This window comes from Aeromonas sp. 601027, from assembly GCF_049174455.1.
Classification (GTDB): Bacteria; Pseudomonadota; Gammaproteobacteria; order Enterobacterales; family Aeromonadaceae; genus Aeromonas; species Aeromonas veronii_A.
This window is the reverse complement of the sequence record NZ_JAAKTN010000008.1, coordinates 146,404-165,258: the sequence shown is the minus strand read 5'-3', so window position 1 is coordinate 165,258 and position 18,855 is coordinate 146,404. Positions and strand designations below refer to the sequence as shown.

Sequence of the window (18,855 nt, the reverse complement as noted above, 5' to 3'; positions counted from 1 at the left end):
GAGCGGCTTTTTGCTGGCACTTGGGTCGGTACGAACCCGCCTTCAGGCCGTGGTGGTACTGGTACCGAAGTAGTCGGCCAGGAAGTCATCGAATGACAGGCTGTCGCTGCGCTCGCGCTCCCGTTGTTTGGCCAGGGAATCCTTCGCCTCACCGGCAAAGTAGGCCTCATCCCAGTATTGCAGCTCCCCTGCCAGCAGCTCCTCGCGATAGCGGGTCGCCAGCTTGTCGCCGTAACAGCCGTTATCCTTGCCACTCTCCAGCAGCTCCTTGAGCATGCGGGCGGAGTAGGTCAAATCCGGATTGAGCAGCTTCTCACGGTGCATTGCCAGCGTTTTGCGATAGTGGTTACGGCCGCAGCAGCGATCCAGCAATTCGGCCACCTGAGCCAGCTCGTCGAACAGCTTGAGGCCGTACTCTTTGAGGCCAATGGCATGACCCTGCTCGTCCTCCAGCTCGAGGCCGGGACGACGTCCCTCCAGCACCACCTTGTTCTGGTTGCGGCGGTTGCGGGCAATCTCCTCGTCACTCAGCACCGGAGAGGGGCGCAACAAGCACCAGACCAGGAACAGATCGAAGAAGCGGATCTGGTCGGCATCGATACCGAGCGGGGTGAAGGGGTTGACGTCCACGGTGCGCAGCTCGATGTATTCGATGCCGCGCTGATCCAGCGCATCCGAGGGCTTCTCGCCGCTGCGCGGGGTGCGCTTGGGACGGATTGGAGCGTAGAGCTCGTTCTCCAGCTGCAACACGTTGTCATTGAGCTGACGATACTCCCCATCCACCTTGACCCCGATCTTGGCAAAGTCGGGATTGTGGGTATTGATCGCCCGGCGCAGGCTGCTGACATAGGCCGGCAGGCTGTCGTGGCTGATCTTGAGCCCCGCCTGGGCGCTGTTGGTATAGCCCAGATCGGAGAGACGCAGCGCGGTAGCGTAAGGCAGATAGAGGGTACCCTTGCCGGTCTTCTCGAACGGCAGGTTGCTCTTGCGCCCTTTGAGGAAGGATTCGCAGATGGCCGGAGAGGCGCCGAACAGATAGGGGACCAACCAACCGAAACGGTAGACGTTGCGAATAAGCCCCATGTACTTGTCGGAGATAAAGCGCTGGCTGCAACAACCGACGCACTCCAGTTCCTGCCACTCGCTCCAGAAGCTGTCCGGCATGGAGAAGTTGAAGTGCACCCCGGCGATCACCTGCATCAGGCTGCCGTAGCGGTTCTTCAAGCCCTGACGGTAGAGGGTCTTCATCTTGCCGATATTGGAGCTGCCGTACTGGGCCAGCCGGATGCTCTCTTCCCCGCCGACGAAGCAGGGCATGGAGAGCGGCCAAATCCGCTCGTCACCCAGATGCTGAATCACATGGTGATGGATGTCGCCGAGCTGCTCCATCAGGCTGTCGATGGAGTCGGTGGCCGGGGTGATGAACTCCAGCAGGCTCTCCGAGTAGTCGGTGGTGATATTGGGATGGGTCAGGGCCGAGCCCAGCGCCCGGGGATGGTCACTCTGGGCGAGTCGGCCATCCGGCGTGATGCGCAGGCATTCACGTTCGATCCCGCGCCGGATCCCCTTGAGCGCGGTGAGGCGCTCCGGTGATCCCAACGCATTCAGCAACTCGGTGAGCGACAAGCTTGTTGTAGTCATATTCACGGCTCATGTGAGGCCGCCCCATCCGGGGCGGCTCTTGATTTTTATAAAGCGTCAGTTACGGCAACTGCAGCGGATAGATGGGAAGATGAAGCTCCTTCAGGGGTTTTTCAAGCTTTTGCTTGTCTCCCACCACCACGATCACCATGTCGGCCGGATTGAGCCAACGGGCGGCACTGGCCTTCAGCGCCTCGGGCGACACCGTTTTGATCAGGTTGTTCTGGGCCTGCACATAGTCCGGCTTCAGGTCATACATCACCATCTGCAGCAGGAAGCCCGCCTTCTGGCCCAAGGTCTCGTAAGAGAGGGCATCCTGCTGGGAGACCGCGCTGCGCATATAAGCCAGCTCGACCGGGGTCGGGCCGCTCTTGCGGTAGTTGTCCATCTCCTTGAGGAACTGGCGGATGGCATCCACGGTCGCATCGGCCCGCACATTGGCGCCGGTGGCGAAGGTGCCCACCTCGCGGTTGGCGGAGAAACCCGAGCTGGCGCCGTAGGTGTAGCCCTTGTCTTCCCGCAGGTTGAGGTTGATGCGGCTGTTGAAGTTGCCACCCAGGTTGAAGTTCATCAGCCCGGCGGTGAAGTAATCCCCCGTGGTATCGAACGGCATGGCGCGACGACCGATGCGGATCACCGACTGGGGGGCCCCCGGCTTGTCAACCAGATAGATGCCCGGCTTGGCCTGCTCACCCTTGAGCTTGAGATCTCCCAGGGTCGGCGTTGCCCCCTTCCACTCGGTCAGGAAGCCAAGTTGCTCCTCGATCTGCTTCTGGTCCACATCACCGACCACCACCACTTTGGCGTTGGTGGGGTTGTAGTAGGCCTGATAGAAGTGCTTCACGTCCGCCAGGGTCAGCTTGGCCACATCGGCCGCTACCCCGTCGGTAGGTTGACCGAGGCGGTTCTGCTTGCCGTAGACCAGCTCGCGGAAAGCCTGCCCGGCCAGCCACTCGGGTTGCTGCTGGGCCTGTTGCATTCCTTGCAGCAGCTGCGCCTTGACCCGCTCGAAGTCCACCTCCCGCATGCCCGGGCGCTCCAGCACCTCGCGCACCAGCGCCAGGGTCTGGGGCAACTTGTCCGCCAGCGAGCTGACGGTGATGAGGTTGTTGTACTGGGCGCTGGAGACATCGATGGAAGACCCCAGCTTTTGCAGCTCGTCGCTCAGCTGAGCCTCGGTCAGGCGCACCGTGCCCTGCCCCATCATGGCGGCAGTCAGATTGGCTAGCCCCAGTTGCCCCTTATCTTCGGCACGAATGCCGCCCGGCAGGGCAATCATGATGGAGACCGCGGGGATCTCGTCACTCTTGGTGCCGATGATCTCGATGTTCTTGTCGAGCTTGCCGTGCCAGATGGCGGGCACCTTGACGCTCACCGCCTCGCTCGCCTTGGGCTGCATGCTGCGATCGAAATTGTCTTTTACCGGTCGTTCGGCCAGCGCCTCGTCATGCTTGCTGTAATCCGGCAGCTCGCGCTTGGCGGGGGTAAAGTTCGGGGTGGCAACCTGCCACTCGGTCTTGCCCTTGGGCACCACGCTCAGCACCACCGCCGGCTTGCCGGCGATGAACTTGTCGTAGGCGGCCTTCACCTGCTCCGGTGTCACCTTGCCGATGGCATCCAGCGTCTTGAACACATAGTTGGGGTCCTGGGCAAACACCTGACCCATGGCGAGCTGGCTCACCTTGCCGGATACGCTATCCAGACCCCAGATGGCGGAGGCGCGGTACTTGGCGATCGCCTTCTCCAGATCTTCCGGCTTGAGGCCGCGCTGGGCGAACTCGCCGATCACCTTGTCCACCTCCCCCTTGAGGGTCTTGAGGCTGCCATCCTGTGACGGATTGGGGTAGGCGTAGACGGTCAGGGTACAGGCCAGCTCTTCGCAGTAGTGGGACGCCCCCACATCGATCGCCTTGCCGGTTTTCACCAGCGACTGGTAGAGCATGGAGCTGGCGGAACCGCCGAGTACGTCGGCAAACATGTCGAGCGCAGGCTCCTGCGGATCGCCAAGGGAGACGGTGGGGTAGCTGATATAGAGCAGCGGCAAGTGCACCTTGTCCTGCAGCGTCACGTAGCGGGTCTCGGGCAGGGTCACCGGCTTTGGCGTCGGCTCGGCCACGTCCGGGCCGCGCGGGATGGAGCCGAAGTACTTCTCGATCCACTCGAGGGCCTGTTTGCTGTCAAAGTCGCCGCCCAGGGTCAGGGTGGCGTTGTTGGGGCCATACCAGCGCAGGAAGAACTGCTTGAGGTCGTTCACATCGACCCGGTCGAGATCTTCCACGTAACCGATAGGCTGCCAGGAGTAGGGGTGAGTACGCGGATAGAGCGCCTCCCCCACCTTCTCGCTCACCAGCCCGTACGGCTGGTTATCGACCCGCTGGGCCCGTTCGTTCTTGACGGTGGCGCGCTGGATCTCGAACTTCTTCTGGCTCACCGCATCGAGCAGGAAGCCCATCCGATCCGCCTCCAGCCAGAGCACTTTTTCCAGCTGGTTGGCCGGCACAGTTTCGTAGTAGTTGGTGCGATCCTTGTTGGTGGTGCCGTTCATGTCGCCACCGGCCTCGTTGATGATCCGCGTATGCTCCTGATCACCGACGTGTTTCGAGCCCTGGAACATCATGTGCTCAAAGAAGTGGGCGAAACCGGACTTGCCGACCGTCTCGCGGGATGAACCGACGTGATAGGTCACATCGAGGTGCACCAGCGGATCGGAGCGATCGGGGGCCAGGATCACGGTCAGGCCGTTGTCCAGCTTGTACATTTGGTAGGGGATGGCGAGCTTGCCCTCCTCCTTGCCCTGTTCGGCGATCAGGGTCGGTGCCGCCAGCACCGGCAGGGTGAAGCCCAGCAGAATCGTTAAAGGTATGACTTTGTTCACGGTAACCTCGTGAGTGACAAAAACAGGCTAGAAAATGTGACTGGCCAGCAGAAAAACCAGGGCATAACGGAACAATTTGCCGAGCCCGATCAGGATGAAAGAGCGCCAGAAGGAGAGGCGCAGCCAACCGGCCAACAGACAGAGACCATCACCGACCACCGGTGTCCAGGCAAGCAGCAGACACCAGTGACCATGTTGTTTGAGCCAGCCGAGGGCTTTTTGTTCCCCACGGCCTTGAAAATCTTCCGGTTTTTTCTTGAAGGTGGCGAGCCAGCCGAGCCACCAGGTGGTCATGGAGCCGAGGGTATTGCCCAGCGTCGCCCACAGCAGCAGGCTCGCCATGCTCCACTCCCCCTTGGCCGCCATGGCCCCCAGCAGCACTTCGGAGCTACCGGGTAGCAGGGTGGCGGAGGTGAATGCACTTAAAAAGAGCCACCCCAGCCCCATATCCATCATCTCGCTCATCCGGGATAGCCATCGGCCGCAGACATCCGCAGCAGCAGCTTGCCGCGCACATGGCCCCCTTCGATGGCCTGATGGGCCAGCGCCCCCTCGGCCAGGGGGAATTCACCGGCGAGGGTGACCTTCACCTCCCCCTGACGCAGCAGCATCAACATCTGACCCAGCTGCTTCTGGTCAGGGTGAACCAGCATGCCGACCACCTCGATACCCGCCGCTGCCCCTGCATCCTTGATCTGCTGGGCAGTGATGGTGGGTACCGTCACCAGACGGCCACCCGGCTTGACACAGGCCAGCGCCGCCTTGCCGCTCTCGCCGCCCACCAGATCCAGCACCAGATCGACCTGGCCGGCCTCTGTCACCACCCGTGCTGGCCAGTTCGCATCATGGTAATCCACCATCCAGCGCGCCCCCAGTGCATGCAGGAAGCCATGGTTGTCGGGGCTGGCGGTGGCCACCACCTCGGCGCCATAGGCGCTGGCAAACTGCACCGCAAGATGGCCGACCCCACCGGCACCGGCGAGGATCAATACCCGCTGACCGCTTTGGAGGCCGCCGTGCTCAAGCAGCCCCTGCCAGGCGGTGAGACCGGCCAGCGGCAGCGCCGCCCCCTGCTGCAGGCTCACCCCGTCGAGCTTGACCAGCTCACTCTCGCTTGCCACCACAGACTCCCCGTAGCCACCGGCTGCGAGGGGAAAACCGACCATGCCGCACACCAAATCCCCCTCGACCAGCGAGGTCACGCCGGGGCCCAGCTTCTCCACCACGCCGGAGACGTCATAACCCGGTGTCCAGGGCAGCTTGTCCTTGTTCTGGGCAGCCGCCCAGCCAAGACCGGCGCGAGTTTTGGCATCGATGGGATTGACCCCCGCAAAGCAGATGCGCACCCGCACTTCGCCATCGGCTGGCACCTTATCGAGGGAAGGGTTGAGCTTGAGTACCGAGGGGTCACCGAATGCGGTAATCTGTAGTTGCGTCATTGCACAATCCGTCCTGTTGATTGATCAAGGGTCAACAGAATAACAGCGAGGACACCATGGCTCGAATGTTTCTTATTCCTCTGTTGCTGGCACTGGGGTGGTGGGCGTTTCTGCTCTACTTCCGCATCCCGCTCAAACAGGGGGCCAAGGGGTTTTACTGGATCATCGGCATCGGTGGCGGACTGGCCGCCTTCCTCAGCCTGATGATGGTGCTGACTCACTGAGTGCCACAGCCACTCGATAACGAAAAAGGCCACCGCGTTCCGGTGGCCTTCTCACTATCCGGGTTGCTGCTCCAGCGCCGGATTTAGGTAGTAGTGTCGATTGCTCCCCTGCCCCAGCACCCCTTGCGACAGCAGATGGTGGAACACACGATCCACCTCCTCCAGCGAGAGTGACAAAGCCTGTGCCACCGAGCGTTTGCTGCACTTGAGCTCACCGCTCACCAGCGCACCGCGCACCTGCGCCAGCACCTCGGGGGCGGGCTCGGGCGGCAGCATGGGCTCAGGCTGGGCTGCCATCGCCAACGCCTCCTGCGCCTCTCTGCGAGCTTGATCCTGCTGCCAGCGCCACATCCGGCGAAAGCGGTTCTCCTCGCCGATCAGGCTGACGAAAAAGGCACCGAACACGTCGAGCAGCACCGAGAGGAAGCAGACCAGCAGGAACTGCACCTGACTGATGCTCATCCCTACCCCGTCCGCCAGACTGCTCATCAGCCCCAGCATGGAGGATTGTTCGTTGACCGGCTTGGCATCGCGCTGCTGACGCAGCTCATCCTGCTGCAAGCGCAGCTTGGTGTTGGCGTGCTGCAACGAGGAGACGCCACTGGAGATGCGCTCCAGCTCGATATATTTGCGGGCCGCCTCCTCGTTGAGCTGGATCTGCCGCTCGATGCTGGCGATCTGCTCGTCGAAACGGGCAAGCTCCCGCTCGTGGCGCGCCTGCTGGCTCAACACCGTATTGGTGGCGCTGTTGATGCCACCGATACTGCCGCCGATGGATATGGCCGCCAGCACGCTGTAAAACAGCAGCGACCAGAGAGCACCACTCAAATCCCGCCGCGCCTTGCGCTCGCCGTACTCGTACCAGACGTAAAACTTGCCCAGCTCGAAGATGATGGCCAAGCCGCCGAACAGCCACTTCATCATCGGGTTGTCATCGATGGAGAGGAACAGCAGCAGGGAGAAGATAATGGAGGCCAGAATGGCCAATCCGGTAAAACTGTATACCGTCGTCAGAGCGAACCACCCCTTGGGGTAGCGCTGTGTGGAGGAGTCCTGTGTGGTCATGATGAAGGGGTGTGCTGTGCAGGAACAGTTGGCTGCCGATTATAGTCGCCAGACTCGCACAGAGAAGGGCAAATGACTGAATTCCTTCAGATTGGCAACCAGCTGCCCAGAGTGCGACCAAAACGGACAAATCGGCAGCAGAAAAGCGATACAATTCCTCCCTGACTTGATCATGTGGTGAGATGAGGTGCGATTCCGCCCGGGTTCAGCCCAGATCCGTACACTCATCCACCGTTGCAATTATCCGAGGCCATCATGAACAGTACGACCACCTTGCTACTCTCCCTTCTTCTGGTTACCGGCGGCGCCGCTGCGACACAGCAATATCCAGAGAGCGGTGGCACCGAATTTTCCGTCGATGAGCTTAAATTCAATCTGGACTGGGATGACAAACAGTTCGGCTGGACCCAGAACGACTGCCTCACTCTGGATATCGGGGAGACCTCCACCGTCGACTGCAAGGCGGTCAAATTCAATCTGGAAGATGAAGAGAATCGCAACCAGCCACCGAAAACCAACCAGGTCCCTGCCAACTCGCAGAGCGACCAGTAACAACAGGAGTACCCTTGCGATGACCCAAGCTAAACACAACCCCGTTATCCGACGCGGCGCCCTGCTGCTTTCCCTGCTCATGGCGCACGGCATCGCGGTTGCGGCACCGCCAAGCAAAAATAGCGATGGCATCAAGATCTCCGGTGATGACATCAAGATCAATCTCGACTGGGATGACAAGGAGTACGACTGGTGGCAAGACAACTGTCTGGATCTTGGCATTGGCGACAGCCGGATCAAACTCAACTGCGACAAGATGGATGGCAAGTACCGGGATCACTACAACCGCAGCATCCACAGCGGCAATAACCCGGGACAGGGTCACGACAAACAGAAGGATAAAAACAAGGGTAACGGCAAGAAAAACTGACCTCCCCTTTCCTTATCCAGCAGGGGCCTGGCGCCCCTGTGCTGATTGTTTTACCAATAATTCTCCGCACTGATATTGCCCGGTGCCCGCCGCAGATTCTTGGCCAACCCCAGCGCCAGCAAGGTTTGCTGGGTCTCTTTCACCATCTCCGGATTGCCGCAGATCAGCACTTGGCTCAGCTCGGGTGAGAACTCCAACCCCACTCTAGCCTGCAGCTGACCATTGGCGATAGTCGCCGGGATCCGCCCTGCCATTGCATCGGGCCAAGGCTCGCGGCTGACAAAGGGGACATAGCAAAAACGCTCGCCATATTGCTCGGCAAAGCTGGCGATCAAATCCTGATAGCTCAGCTCTTCGCCTTTGCGCACCCCGTGCACCAGCACCAGATTCTCGAAACGGTTGAAGGCTTCCCCATCTGCCAACATGGAGAGGAAGGGGCCGATGGCAGTGCCAGTCGAGAGCAGCCAGAGATCGCGCCCGGCGGGCACCTCATCCAGCGTCAGGAAGCCGGTGGCCTGGGATTGCACCAGCAATGTATCGCCCGCTTGCAGCAAGCCAAGGGACGGAGTCAGCTCACCGCTCGGGATCTCGACCAGATAGAACTCGTGGTATGGCGCAGAGGGGGGATTGACGAAGGAGTAGGCGCGCTGAATGCGGCGATCGCCCTGCTCGAGGGCCAGCTTGGTGAATTGGCCTGCCTTGTAGGGGACCAGCTCGGCCGCTACCCGCAGGGAGAACAGGGTGGGTGTCCATTCGATGCGTTCGATGACGCGACCTTCTACCCAAGCCATAATGATCTCCTCCAGTGGAACAGACCTTCACTCTACCCCCGGGCCGGAAAATAAAAAACCCGCGCAAGAGCGCGGGTTTTTTCTGCAAAAGCGAATCGCTATTACAGGGCAACAACCTGGATCTGTACGGTTGCTTTAACGTCAGCGTGCAGCTGAACAGCAACTTCGTAGTCACCGGTGTTACGCAGAACGTTGCCCATGCGGACTTCGCTCTTGGCAACGGCTACGCCGGCAGCAGTGATGGCTTCAGCCACGTCACGGGTACCGATGGAACCGAACAGCTTGCCTTCGTCGCCAGACTTGGAAGCGATAACCACGGTAGCCAGTTCGGCCAGCTTGGCAGCACGCTCTTCAGCAGCAGCTTTGTTGGCAGCCAGTTTGGCTTCCAGCTCAGCGCGACGAGCACCGAAAGCTTCGATGTTGGCTTTGGTGGCCATAACAGCTTTGCCTTGCGGGATCAGGTAGTTACGGGCATAACCAGATTTCACGGAAACTTGGTCACCCAGACCGCCCAGTTTGGCGATTTTGTCGAGCAGGATAACTTGCATTACCTTTCCTCTATAAATTTCGTTGAGTTAGGCTTAAGTGCCGGGCCGATTCTTACTTGTTGTGCAGATCGGTGTACGGCAGCAGAGCCAGGTAACGAGCACGCTTGATGGCGCGTGCCAGCTGACGCTGATACTTGGCGCGGGTACCGGTGATACGGCTCGGTACGATCTTGCCAGATTCAGTGATGTAGTTTTTCAGAGTAACGATATCTTTGTAGTCGATCTCGGTAACGTTCTCGGCGGTGAAGCGGCAGAACTTACGACGACGGAAATAACGTGCCATGGCCTTTATCCTCTAGTCAGTGATCCAGAATTACTCTTCGGAAGCAGCTTCAGTAGCTTCTTCGCGGCGCTCGTCGTCACGACGGGTGAAGCGCTCTTCTTTGGCCTTGGCCATCGGAGAAACTTCAGTCACGGCGTGCTTGGTGCGCATGATCATGTTGCGGATAACGGCATCGTTGAAGCGGAAGTTGGTTTCCAGCTCATCGATAACGGCTTGCTCTGCTTCTACGTTCATCAGAACGTAGTGGGCTTTGTGCAGTTTGTCGATCGGGTAAGCCAGCTGACGACGGCCCCAATCTTCCAGGCGATGAATGGTACCACCGGAGGTGGTGATGGCGCCGGTGTAACGCTCGATCATGCCGGGAACTTGCTCGCTCTGGTCCGGATGAACCATGAAGACGATTTCGTAATGACGCATTTTAGCTCCTTACGGATTAATTCAGCCTCCGCCCAGGTGCAGCCAGACCTCGGAGGCAAGGAACATAAAGGTGTTTAGTCGCTGCTTTTCTAGGGCGGCGTATTGTACGAAATCACATCCCTCACTGCAACTGACCGCCTTAAATGTTTTTCCCGATGGAAATCATCAGAAACAACAATTGATAACGATTATCATTTAGATCTATTCTCTCTCCATATCCTTATGGAGGGTGATGCCATGCAACCCGCACTGACGACTACGATTCCAGCCCGCAAATTCAAACTGACCCTGCTCGGGCCTGCCTTTATCGCCGCCATCGGCTATATCGACCCGGGCAACTTCGCCACCAATATTCAGGCGGGCTCTACCTTTGGCTACCAGTTGCTCTGGGTAGTGGTATGGGCCAACTTGATGGCCATGCTGGTGCAAACCCTCTCGGCCAAACTCGGCATCGTCACCGGCAAAAATCTGGCGGAGCACATCCGCGACCGACTGCCGAAACCGGCGGTCTGGGCCTACTGGGTGCAGGCAGAGATCATCGCCATGGCCACCGATCTCGCCGAATTTATCGGCGCCGCCGTCGGCTTCAAGCTGCTGCTTGGCGTGACCTTGCTTGAAGGGGCCTGCATCACCGCCGTGGTGACCTGGGGGATCCTGATGCTGCAATCCCGCGGCCAGAAACCGCTGGAGTTCGTGGTGGGCGGCCTGCTGCTGTTCGTGGCGGCGGCCTACATCGTCGAGCTGGTGTTCTCCCGCCCCCATCTGCCTAGCCTGCTGGAGGGCGCCCTCTTCCCCGGCCTGCCCAACAGTGACGCCGTCTATCTGGCGGCCGGCGTGCTCGGCGCCACCGTGATGCCCCACGTTATCTACCTGCACTCGGCACTGACCCAGCACACCCAGGATCAGGGCTCGGTCCCCCAGCGGCTGCACACCACCCGGGTCGATGTGGCGATTGCCATGACCATCGCCGGCTTCGTCAATCTGGCCATGATGGCCATGGCGGCGGCCGCCTTCCACAGCTCCGGCAACCAGCAAGTAGCCGAGCTGGAGTCGGCCTACCAGACCCTCACCCCGCTGCTGGGTCAGGCGGCCGCGACTCTGTTCGGCCTCTCGCTGGTCGCCTCCGGCATCAGCTCTACCGTGGTGGGCACGCTGGCCGGCCAAGTGGTGATGCAGGGCTTCGTGCGCTTCACCATCCCGCTCTGGCTGCGCCGCGCCATCACCATGGCCCCTGCCTTCGTGGTAATCGCCATGGGCCTCAACACCACCGAGATCCTGGTGCTGAGCCAGGTGGTGCTGAGCTTCGGCATCGCGCTGGCGCTCATCCCGCTGCTGATATTGACCGGCGATCGCGCCCTGATGGGGGAGTATCGCAACCACCCGGTGACCCAGGCGGTCGGCCGCCTCATCGTCGCCCTGGTGATCGGGCTCAACGCCTACCTGCTGGTCGCCATGATCTAGCGAACCGTCAAACCGAGAAGAGGGGCTCATTAACTCTGGTTAATGAGCCTCTTCGCACTTTGGCGTATGCTGCCGCTTTCTTTTCTCATTTATCGTTGCGGGAGCCTTGCCATGGAACATACCCGAGTCAGCTTCGTGCTGGGCCATCATCAGGAGCAAGCCAGCGTGGTCTGCTGTCAGCGTGGCGACACCACACTGCTGGTCACCGACCTCACCCCCTTTCATCCCCAGAGCCACCTCTGGCCCGATCAGCCGGGGGATGTGGGCCATGCTCGCTGGGAAGGGGGCGAAGCCGCCATTGGCCCTTGCCGGATGGGGGCTATCAGCCCGGATGGCAAGCTGTTTGTCGATACTGCGATTCCGGTAAAACGGGGGGCTGAAGGGTGGCGTTTCGTGGTGGTCCATCCAATGACCGGTGACCACGCGCTAGCCGTTGGCAGCCAGGTCGAATTGCAAGTAGATAGCGCTGCCCGCCACGCCCTGAGTCTGGGCCATAGCGGCTGCCATCTGGCCGCGCTGGCGCTCAATCGAGTACTGACTCCCTACTGGCGCAAGGAGGTAAGCGAGCGCGATGCACTGGGCCAGCCCGACTTCGATCGTCTTGCTATTCAAAGCTCGCGGGTCGAGCCTTGCGGATCGTGGGAGCAGTACCGAATCGGCAAGAGCCTGCGCAAGAAAGGAGTCAACAGCGAGGCGCTGCTGGCAGATCTGGCGCTGATTGAAGAGAAAGTCAACCAACAACTGGCCGACTGGGTAGCAAGCGGAGCTGACATTCGCCGAAGCCGGGCCGGCGAGGCGATCATCGACTCCCGTTACTGGCACTGCTCGCTGGAAGGCCAGGAGGTCACCATCCCCTGTGGCGGCACCCATGTTGCCTCGCTCGCCGAGTTGGGAGAGGTCAAGGTAGAGCTCACTCAAGTGGAAGAGGGCTTTGCCATGCTGACCCGGGTCACGCCAACCGGCGCCTGAGTCGCAGACTTGACCACTCAGGGCTAACGCCCAAGTTGGCAATAGAGACGTATCGCAAATGAGGGGGCATCATCATGCCCCTCAACGCCCGTCATGACGGGCCGATGCTTCTCTTTTAACCACTCCCTGATTAGAATGCGCCTCCCACAGGAGGCACATCCCCATGAGTAGTACCCAACTACGCACCACCCCCGATCGACTTCGTTATCTGGTTCTCTACGAAGGCATCGGGCTGGCACTGGTCGCACCGCTGATCAGCCAGCTGTTCGGTCAGGGCGTCGCCGAGGTCGGTTCACTGGCCATCTTCTTCTCCATCGTCGCCACCGCCTGGACCTACGGCTGGAACCTGTTGTTCGACAAGGGGTTGCTCAAACTTTGCGGACGCACTAACAAGCGACCACTGGACCGCTTCCTGCACGCGTTTGGCTATGAGGCGAGCTTTATGATGCTCTCCCTCCCCTGCGTCATGTTCTGGCTCGATTTGGGAGTGTGGGACGCCCTGATGCTGGATCTCGGCTTCGTCGCCTTCTACCTCGTCTACATCATGGTCTTTACCTGGGCCTATGAGCGGATCTGGCCGCTGCCATCCAACCCGCAAACGGCATAAGGCCTCAGCCGCAACGAGGCCGACAAAAGGAAAAGTCAGGAAGGATGGGAGAATCCCATAAAAACAATGCCAGTCAGCAAGCTGACTGGCATTGGACAAAACAGACTTTCGGACTTACTTGACGGCGTCTTTCAGAGCCTTGCCAGCCACGAATGAAGGCACGTTGGCAGCAGCAATCTGGATCTCTTTACCAGTTTGCGGGTTACGACCGGTGCGGCCTGCGCGGTGGGTGACCTTGAAGGTGCCAAAACCGACCAGTTGCACAGCATCGCCTTCTTTCAAGCTCTGGGTAATACCATTGATGATCTCTTCCAGAGCCACTTTGGCCTGAGCTTTGCTCAGATCTGCTTTGGCGGCAATCGCATCGACAAGTTGAGCTTTGTTCATAACATTTCCTTTATGATCGGGCATTTAGCGCTGGGTCACTCTATGCAAAAAAAAACGCACAGGCAAAGCCTTTATCGAGCCGAACGCGTCAAACGCTGGGGTTTTCATCAAGATCTGCGGAAATAGTCACATTCCACACGCGAAAAACCGTGAGCAGGCCTGAAACCTGCTAGCACGCAGACACAATCCGCTGACTATTTCTTCGCCACTTAACATTATCCCCCCATGGCTATTGACGCTTGCCCAGATTTTCCCTAGTTATAGGTTGTGTCACTGCTCAAACGGCTCGGAATACCGAACAATCGGCCAGCCTTTGCCCCACGGAGGGATAGGGATTATGTTGACGAAACTGGAACAGACCAAGCAGGCGCTGGCAGGCAAGCATAAAGCTATCGACGACTGGCTGGATGCAAGGCAAGCGTTGCTGGTTGGATACATGCAGCTGGCAGGCCTTACTCCGGCGCGGACCAAGCAACGCAGCCTGCCCAAAACAGAAGAGCTGCATCAGTTTTGCGACCGCCTAGTCGACTATGTCAGCGCGGGCCATTTCGAGATCTACCACCACGTCGTCACCGCCTTCGAGCAAGCCAGCGGCGAAACACTGGAGCTGGCCAAGCGCATTTATCCCCATATTCGTGCCACTACCGAGTTTGCCCTCGAATTCAACGACAAATACAGTGATGCCGACGAGGCCCAACTGCTACTGCTCGATGATGACCTCAACGAATTGGGTCCGGTACTGGAGGATCGCTTCAAACAGGAAGATCGTCTGGTCAAGGCACTCCATGTGGTGGAGTTCCTCAGTGCCCAGCAAGCCTGATTGCTATTTTCGGAGCAAGTTCAAGATACTGGCAGCCAAGGTGCATTACACTCAGAGCAATGATTCCCTGTGTCCAGCTGATTCCAAACTAGGAGATGAGCATGTCTGAGCGCCGCCGTTTTGCACGGATCCTCTATTTGACCACGGCCGAACTCACCCAGGGGGAGCACAAGTGGCAGACTCAGCTTGTCGACATATCCCTGCAGGGCGCCCTGTTAATCCGACCGGATGATTGGGAGAGCCGTGACAACAAGGAGTACCAGCTCAGTTTTGTCCTGAGTGGCAGCGACATCGAGATCAAGATGCAGGTCGAGCTAACCCATGAAGCCAGCAAGAAGCTGGGGTTCTACTGCCACCACATCGACATCGACAGTGCCACCCACCTCAAGCGGATGATAGAGCTCAACGTAGGTGACGAAGAGCTGCTGCATCGGGAGCTGGAACAGCTGTTGAACGAGCATCAGGAGCACAACCAGTCGTAACGACGCCCGGCCAGACATGGTGCTCTTTTCTGTTCATTCAGCCTCTATTGCTACGGTTATAACGCCTCGAGCGCCTCTGATAACTTCTTGACCGGCACCACTTCCATCCCCTCGATAGGATGCTTGGGGGCATTGGCGTGCGGCACGATGGCACGACGAAAACCGTGTTTGGCCGCTTCCTGCAGCCGCTCCTGACCAGAGGGGACAGGACGGATCTCCCCTGAGAGCCCCACTTCGCCAAACACCACCAGATCCTTGGGCAGCGCCTGATCCCGGAAACTGGAGACCATCGCCAGTAGCAGCGCCAGATCCGCACTGGTCTCCTCGACCTTGACCCCGCCAACCACGTTGATGAAGACATCCTGATCCGCCATCTGCAGCCCACCGTGACGGTGCAGCACCGCCAGCAACATGGCGAGCCGGTTGTGATCCATCCCCACCGCTACCCGACGCGGGTTGGAGAGCTGGGAGTAATCCACCAGCGCCTGCAACTCCACCAGCAGCGGCCGGGTGCCCTCCCAGATCACCATGACGATGGAACCGGGCGCCTGCTCCTGCCCCCGACTGAGGAAGATGGCGGAGGGATTGCTCACCTCGCGCATCCCCTGTTCAGTCATGGCAAAGACCCCCAGCTCGTTGACCGCACCGAAGCGGTTCTTGTGAGAGCGCAGAGTCCGAAAACGGGAGTCATGGCCACCGTCAAGCAGCACAGAGCAGTCGATGCAGTGTTCCAGTACCTTGGGGCCAGCCAGACTGCCATCCTTGGTCACATGACCCACCATGAAGATGGCCACATGGTTCTGCTTGGCGTAACGGGTCAGTAACGCTGCTGCCTCACGCACCTGTGAGACCGAACCGGGAGAAGATTGGACATCCGCCACATGCATCACCTGAATGGAGTCGATCACCATGATCTGCGGCTGCTCCTGCTGGGCAATCAGGCAGATCTGCTCAACGCTGGTCTCGGAGAGCATCCGTAGCTTGTCGGTAGGCAAACCAAGGCGGTTGGCCCGCATTGCCACCTGCTGGAGCGACTCCTCACCGGTGACATAGAGAGTTTTCATCCGCTCTGCCAGACCACACATGGTCTGCAGCAGCAGGGTCGATTTACCCGCCCCCGGGTTACCACCGATCAGAATCGCCGAGCCGGGCACCACACCGCCACCAAGCACCCGATCCAACTCCTTGAAACCGGAAGTAAAACGGGGGATTTCGGTGGTGGCGATCTCTGCCAGTGTCTGTACCTGACTGCCGACCGCGCCGGCATAACCGGTGTAACGGGCACTCTTGCCTGCGGGAGTGACGGAGCCAAGGCGTACCTCGGTGATGGTATTCCACTCCTTGCACTCGCTGCATTGACCTTGCCAGCGTGTGAAGTCGGCACCACATTCGGAACAAACATAAGCAGTTTTATTTTTAGCCATTGATAACTCGGGGACAGGATGAATTCCTGCTTGATATACTTGTTTGCGACCGACAGATCAAACCCAGAATCGGAAAAGTGACTTTCCGTGGCAGGAACACATGGATTCAGTACACCAACAACATCTGATTGAACAACTTGTACCCCTGCTGCGGGAGAAAGATTTCGAAGAGATCTTCAACCGTCTGACCCAGGACGAAAACAGTAACGGCCGTTTTCTGATCAAGATGGAGCTCAATCGCAAATGCTCCCCTTGCCGCAGGGTTATCGACATGCGCGATGAACTGGAGGACGAGTGCCTGGTGCACGAGTTCGACGGTATCACCCACTTTATGCCGGCCGAGGCCATCGGACTGTTTCAGTCCCAGTGCTATCTCTACCGTGACGCCTATACCCTTGGCGTTTACGAAGCGCTGCAACAATGGCAAAAGAACCATCACCACGCCCGGGTGGATGGCCTGCTGCAACCCCCTGTCAGCCCCTTCCGGCAATACGACGTCAACACCATCGTCTTTGCCAGTTACTACGGGCGACGACAAGAGCGGATGCACTTCAGCTCGCCCTTGCTCATCAAACTTCATGACGGGGAGAAGTTGTTCGCCAAAAGTTCCGATCTTTCCCTCGGCGGCATGAGAGTCTCGGTCCCCTATTTGCCCAATTACCAGACCGGCGCTCAGGTCGAGGTCTTCTTTACCGGTCTGGAGCGGGATCACCCCAATCCGGTGCTGCATCAGCCGGTCGGTTACCAGATCCTCGGTGAAGAGAGCAAGGAAGGGAAGTATTGGCTGAGGCTGGTACGCTCCGGTGAGCAGCCCGCCTTCGATGCCTTCCTCAGCGACTTTATCGAAGCCAACAAGATCCGCTATCGGGTCAGCGTCGACTATCTGCTCTCCGCCGCCATCATCAAGGGATATGAGCAGTTCTACCTGCCACGGATGACCGGCATGCCGCTCTTCTTCAGCACAGGAGACTGTCCCTCACTCGAGATAGCACTGCGCACCGAGAACAACCAGCACCTGCTGGAGTATTGGCGCGACGAGAAAAACCGCGATGCCCTGGCGGGACTCTTCTCAGCAAAACGGATGAAACGCCTCTGCCCTGCTCCCGGCACCACGACCGAAACCCTCATCTACTGCTTCACCCACACGGTACGCAGCCATATCTATTTCTTCTCTGCCACTGCTGAAGAGCTGCGCCAGAGTGGTCTCACCGCCCTCTTCTTCCAGGTGGGCTCCCGACGTCCCAGCTGGCGTGTCTACAAGTTTTCACTGGAGGCGTGTGAATCGCTGGAGGCAGATGTAGGGCAGTTGCAGGGGGTCGAAAATTCGCAACTGCAGGATATTCTGTTACTCGAACGTCTCAAACTGATTGGGTATTGCGGCCTGCTGCAGGAGATCAGTCTGGAGTCCCAACGGGAGGAGTTCCGCCCGGAGGGCGAGCTGGGCAATAATGCCAATGAATTGCAACGTTTTGGTCACGAGCTGGGCGTTGCCCCCTTCGAGATTGAATCCCTGCACTATGTCCAGTTGCGCAAGGAGCTGCGCTATATCCACAAAACAGCCGTTGCCATCCATCACAATGGCAAGTCATGGCTTGGCTGGACCCGAGATATTTCTGCCCATGGCCTGCAGGTCGAGCTGGAAGATGCCTTTATCGGCGAGAAAAACGATGTGGTGACCATCGCCCTGCCCCGTCTGCAGGAGTTATCCAAGAGCATGGATCTGCAGCATCTCTCCTACCGGCTGGTTAGTCTCAACATGACTCGCACCGTGCTGCACCTCTGTATCGACGGGGATTCCGATCGTCATACCGGTCGTCAGTTCTTCAGCCTGCTGATCGAGAGCAACCAGAACAAGCTCAAGGCGGCGCAGGAGCAGCGCCGTTATCGCGGACTGGCGCGAGCCCTGCGCAATATTTACACCCACCACCTGTTCAACTCACCGGTCTATATCAACAAACTGAAGGGTGCCCCCAAGCCAGCCGCCATCGGCAAGTCACTCACTCCGCGCAGCCTGCAACAACTGTTAACCGCCTGTGCCGAGCAACCTGAGCAGGAGAACCTCTATCCGCTGTTTCAGGGGGAGTTGTTCAAGGAGCTGCTGATGAATCCGTTGCGAGCCATCGAGCGGGAGGACAAACCGCGTGAAGATGAGGTCTATATTGCCAGCATCCAGACCAAGGCAGGCCTCCCCATCTTCACCAGCCGCCTCGCCAGCAGCTTTAGCAACCTAAAAGAGAAGCGCCAGTTCATCGAGCTGGCACTGCAGCAGGGAGAATTCTACTCGGTGCTGGTCGGCATCTCCCGCACCGGACGCCCCGACACCAACTTCATTGCCAATGAGCTGGACTACATCGCCAAGTTCGCCATTCACAAGGCAAAGCGGCTGGAAGAGGAGTTGTGGAGTGTCGTGGGGGTTGGCGAGCTGACCGACACCACCCAGGCAACTCTGTTCCGGTTCGGCATCACGCAGCCGCCCCGCTGATCCCATCGACACGGGCGC

At 59.1% G+C, this 18,855-nt stretch carries 20 protein-coding genes; 9 read left to right on the top strand and 11 right to left on the bottom strand.

All coding sequences use genetic code 11. The annotated features are described in order from the left end of the window. Window positions 1-42 precede the first annotated feature (42 nt). The 4 genes from gshA to G5193_RS12310 form a co-directional block, all read right to left on the bottom strand. A complete protein-coding gene (gene gshA / locus G5193_RS12325) occupies window positions 43-1,641 on the bottom strand; it encodes a glutamate--cysteine ligase (protein ID WP_421206100.1) in 1,599 nt (532 codons plus the stop codon). A 61-nt stretch (window positions 1,642-1,702) separates the two neighbouring features. Beyond that, window positions 1,703-4,516, bottom strand: a complete 2,814-nt coding sequence (locus G5193_RS12320; RefSeq protein ID WP_421206099.1) for a M16 family metallopeptidase — start codon at window positions 4,514-4,516, stop codon at window positions 1,703-1,705. Between the two features lie 27 nt (window positions 4,517-4,543). Then, window positions 4,544-4,981: a YqaA family protein gene (locus G5193_RS12315; protein WP_421206098.1), complete on the bottom strand. Its 438-nt coding sequence runs from the start codon at window positions 4,979-4,981 to the stop codon at window positions 4,544-4,546. Continuing rightward, window positions 4,978-5,955, bottom strand: a complete 978-nt coding sequence (locus tag G5193_RS12310; protein WP_421206097.1) for an NADP-dependent oxidoreductase — start codon at window positions 5,953-5,955, stop codon at window positions 4,978-4,980. Before G5193_RS12310 ends, G5193_RS12315 begins: the two co-directional genes overlap by 4 nt. A gap of 56 nt (window positions 5,956-6,011) precedes the next feature. On the opposite strand from G5193_RS12310, the gene G5193_RS12305 reads away from it, so the two are divergent. Next, on the top strand, window positions 6,012-6,179 hold the full coding sequence (locus tag G5193_RS12305; RefSeq protein ID WP_005308905.1) for a hypothetical protein: 168 nt from the start codon (window positions 6,012-6,014) through the stop codon (window positions 6,177-6,179). Window positions 6,180-6,233: 54 nt separating this feature from the next. On the opposite strand, the gene G5193_RS12300 is transcribed toward G5193_RS12305, so the two are convergent. After that, window positions 6,234-7,244, bottom strand: coding sequence for a Preprotein translocase subunit SecY (locus G5193_RS12300; protein WP_421206096.1), 1,011 nt, complete (start codon window positions 7,242-7,244; stop codon window positions 6,234-6,236). 255 nt (window positions 7,245-7,499) lie between these two features. Between G5193_RS12300 and G5193_RS12295 the strand changes: the two genes are divergently transcribed. Then, the gene (locus G5193_RS12295) at window positions 7,500-7,796 is read left to right on the top strand and encodes a hypothetical protein (RefSeq protein ID WP_139494910.1); all 297 of its coding nucleotides are present in this window, start codon (window positions 7,500-7,502) and stop codon (window positions 7,794-7,796) included. 19 nt (window positions 7,797-7,815) lie between these two features. Continuing rightward, complete coding sequence (locus G5193_RS12290; RefSeq protein WP_042053367.1) at window positions 7,816-8,166, top strand: hypothetical protein; 351 nt, start codon at window positions 7,816-7,818, stop codon at window positions 8,164-8,166. A 50-nt stretch (window positions 8,167-8,216) separates the two neighbouring features. Here the strand turns inward: G5193_RS12290 and G5193_RS12285 are convergent, their stop codons facing one another. From G5193_RS12285 to rpsF, 4 genes are all read right to left on the bottom strand, one after another. After that, entirely contained in the window at window positions 8,217-8,957 is a 741-nt protein-coding gene (locus G5193_RS12285) for a ferredoxin--NADP reductase (protein WP_421206095.1), read from the bottom strand. A 101-nt stretch (window positions 8,958-9,058) separates the two neighbouring features. Next, window positions 9,059-9,505: a 50S ribosomal protein L9 gene (gene rplI / locus G5193_RS12280; protein ID WP_005340490.1), complete on the bottom strand. Its 447-nt coding sequence runs from the start codon at window positions 9,503-9,505 to the stop codon at window positions 9,059-9,061. 52 nt (window positions 9,506-9,557) lie between these two features. Then, on the bottom strand, window positions 9,558-9,788 hold the full coding sequence (rpsR, locus tag G5193_RS12275; protein WP_005308890.1) for a 30S ribosomal protein S18: 231 nt from the start codon (window positions 9,786-9,788) through the stop codon (window positions 9,558-9,560). A 30-nt stretch (window positions 9,789-9,818) separates the two neighbouring features. Further along, window positions 9,819-10,205: a 30S ribosomal protein S6 gene (gene rpsF, locus G5193_RS12270; protein WP_005308887.1), complete on the bottom strand. Its 387-nt coding sequence runs from the start codon at window positions 10,203-10,205 to the stop codon at window positions 9,819-9,821. A gap of 237 nt (window positions 10,206-10,442) precedes the next feature. Here rpsF and G5193_RS12265 point away from each other — a divergent pair, with 237 nt between their 5' ends. From G5193_RS12265 to G5193_RS12255, 3 genes are all read left to right on the top strand, one after another. Then, window positions 10,443-11,666 carry an Nramp family divalent metal transporter gene (locus G5193_RS12265; protein WP_227341920.1) on the top strand — a complete coding sequence of 408 codons (1,224 nt, stop codon included), beginning with the start codon at window positions 10,443-10,445 and terminating at the stop codon, window positions 11,664-11,666. 111 nt (window positions 11,667-11,777) lie between these two features. Continuing rightward, entirely contained in the window at window positions 11,778-12,635 is an 858-nt protein-coding gene (locus tag G5193_RS12260; protein WP_227341919.1) for a hypothetical protein, read from the top strand. A gap of 163 nt (window positions 12,636-12,798) precedes the next feature. Further along, complete coding sequence (locus G5193_RS12255; RefSeq protein WP_005358045.1) at window positions 12,799-13,242, top strand: PACE efflux transporter; 444 nt, start codon at window positions 12,799-12,801, stop codon at window positions 13,240-13,242. A gap of 114 nt (window positions 13,243-13,356) precedes the next feature. Here the strand turns inward: G5193_RS12255 and hupA are convergent, their stop codons facing one another. Then, on the bottom strand, window positions 13,357-13,629 hold the full coding sequence (gene hupA / locus G5193_RS12250; protein WP_005340484.1) for a nucleoid-associated protein HU-alpha: 273 nt from the start codon (window positions 13,627-13,629) through the stop codon (window positions 13,357-13,359). Window positions 13,630-13,966: 337 nt separating this feature from the next. Here hupA and rsd point away from each other — a divergent pair, with 337 nt between their 5' ends. Both rsd and G5193_RS12240 read left to right on the top strand, forming a co-directional pair. Continuing rightward, window positions 13,967-14,449: a sigma D regulator gene (gene rsd / locus G5193_RS12245; protein WP_216952872.1), complete on the top strand. Its 483-nt coding sequence runs from the start codon at window positions 13,967-13,969 to the stop codon at window positions 14,447-14,449. A 101-nt stretch (window positions 14,450-14,550) separates the two neighbouring features. Next, the gene (locus G5193_RS12240) at window positions 14,551-14,931 is read left to right on the top strand and encodes a PilZ domain-containing protein (RefSeq protein WP_216952871.1); all 381 of its coding nucleotides are present in this window, start codon (window positions 14,551-14,553) and stop codon (window positions 14,929-14,931) included. A 56-nt stretch (window positions 14,932-14,987) separates the two neighbouring features. Here G5193_RS12240 and radA read toward each other — a convergent pair whose 3' ends face one another. Continuing rightward, a complete protein-coding gene (gene radA, locus G5193_RS12235) occupies window positions 14,988-16,355 on the bottom strand; it encodes a DNA repair protein RadA (protein ID WP_005341318.1) in 1,368 nt (455 codons plus the stop codon). 100 nt (window positions 16,356-16,455) lie between these two features. Between radA and G5193_RS12230 the strand changes: the two genes are divergently transcribed. After that, window positions 16,456-18,837, top strand: coding sequence for a PilZ domain-containing protein (locus tag G5193_RS12230; protein ID WP_421206094.1), 2,382 nt, complete (start codon window positions 16,456-16,458; stop codon window positions 18,835-18,837). The last annotated feature ends 18 nt before the right edge of the window (window positions 18,838-18,855 follow it).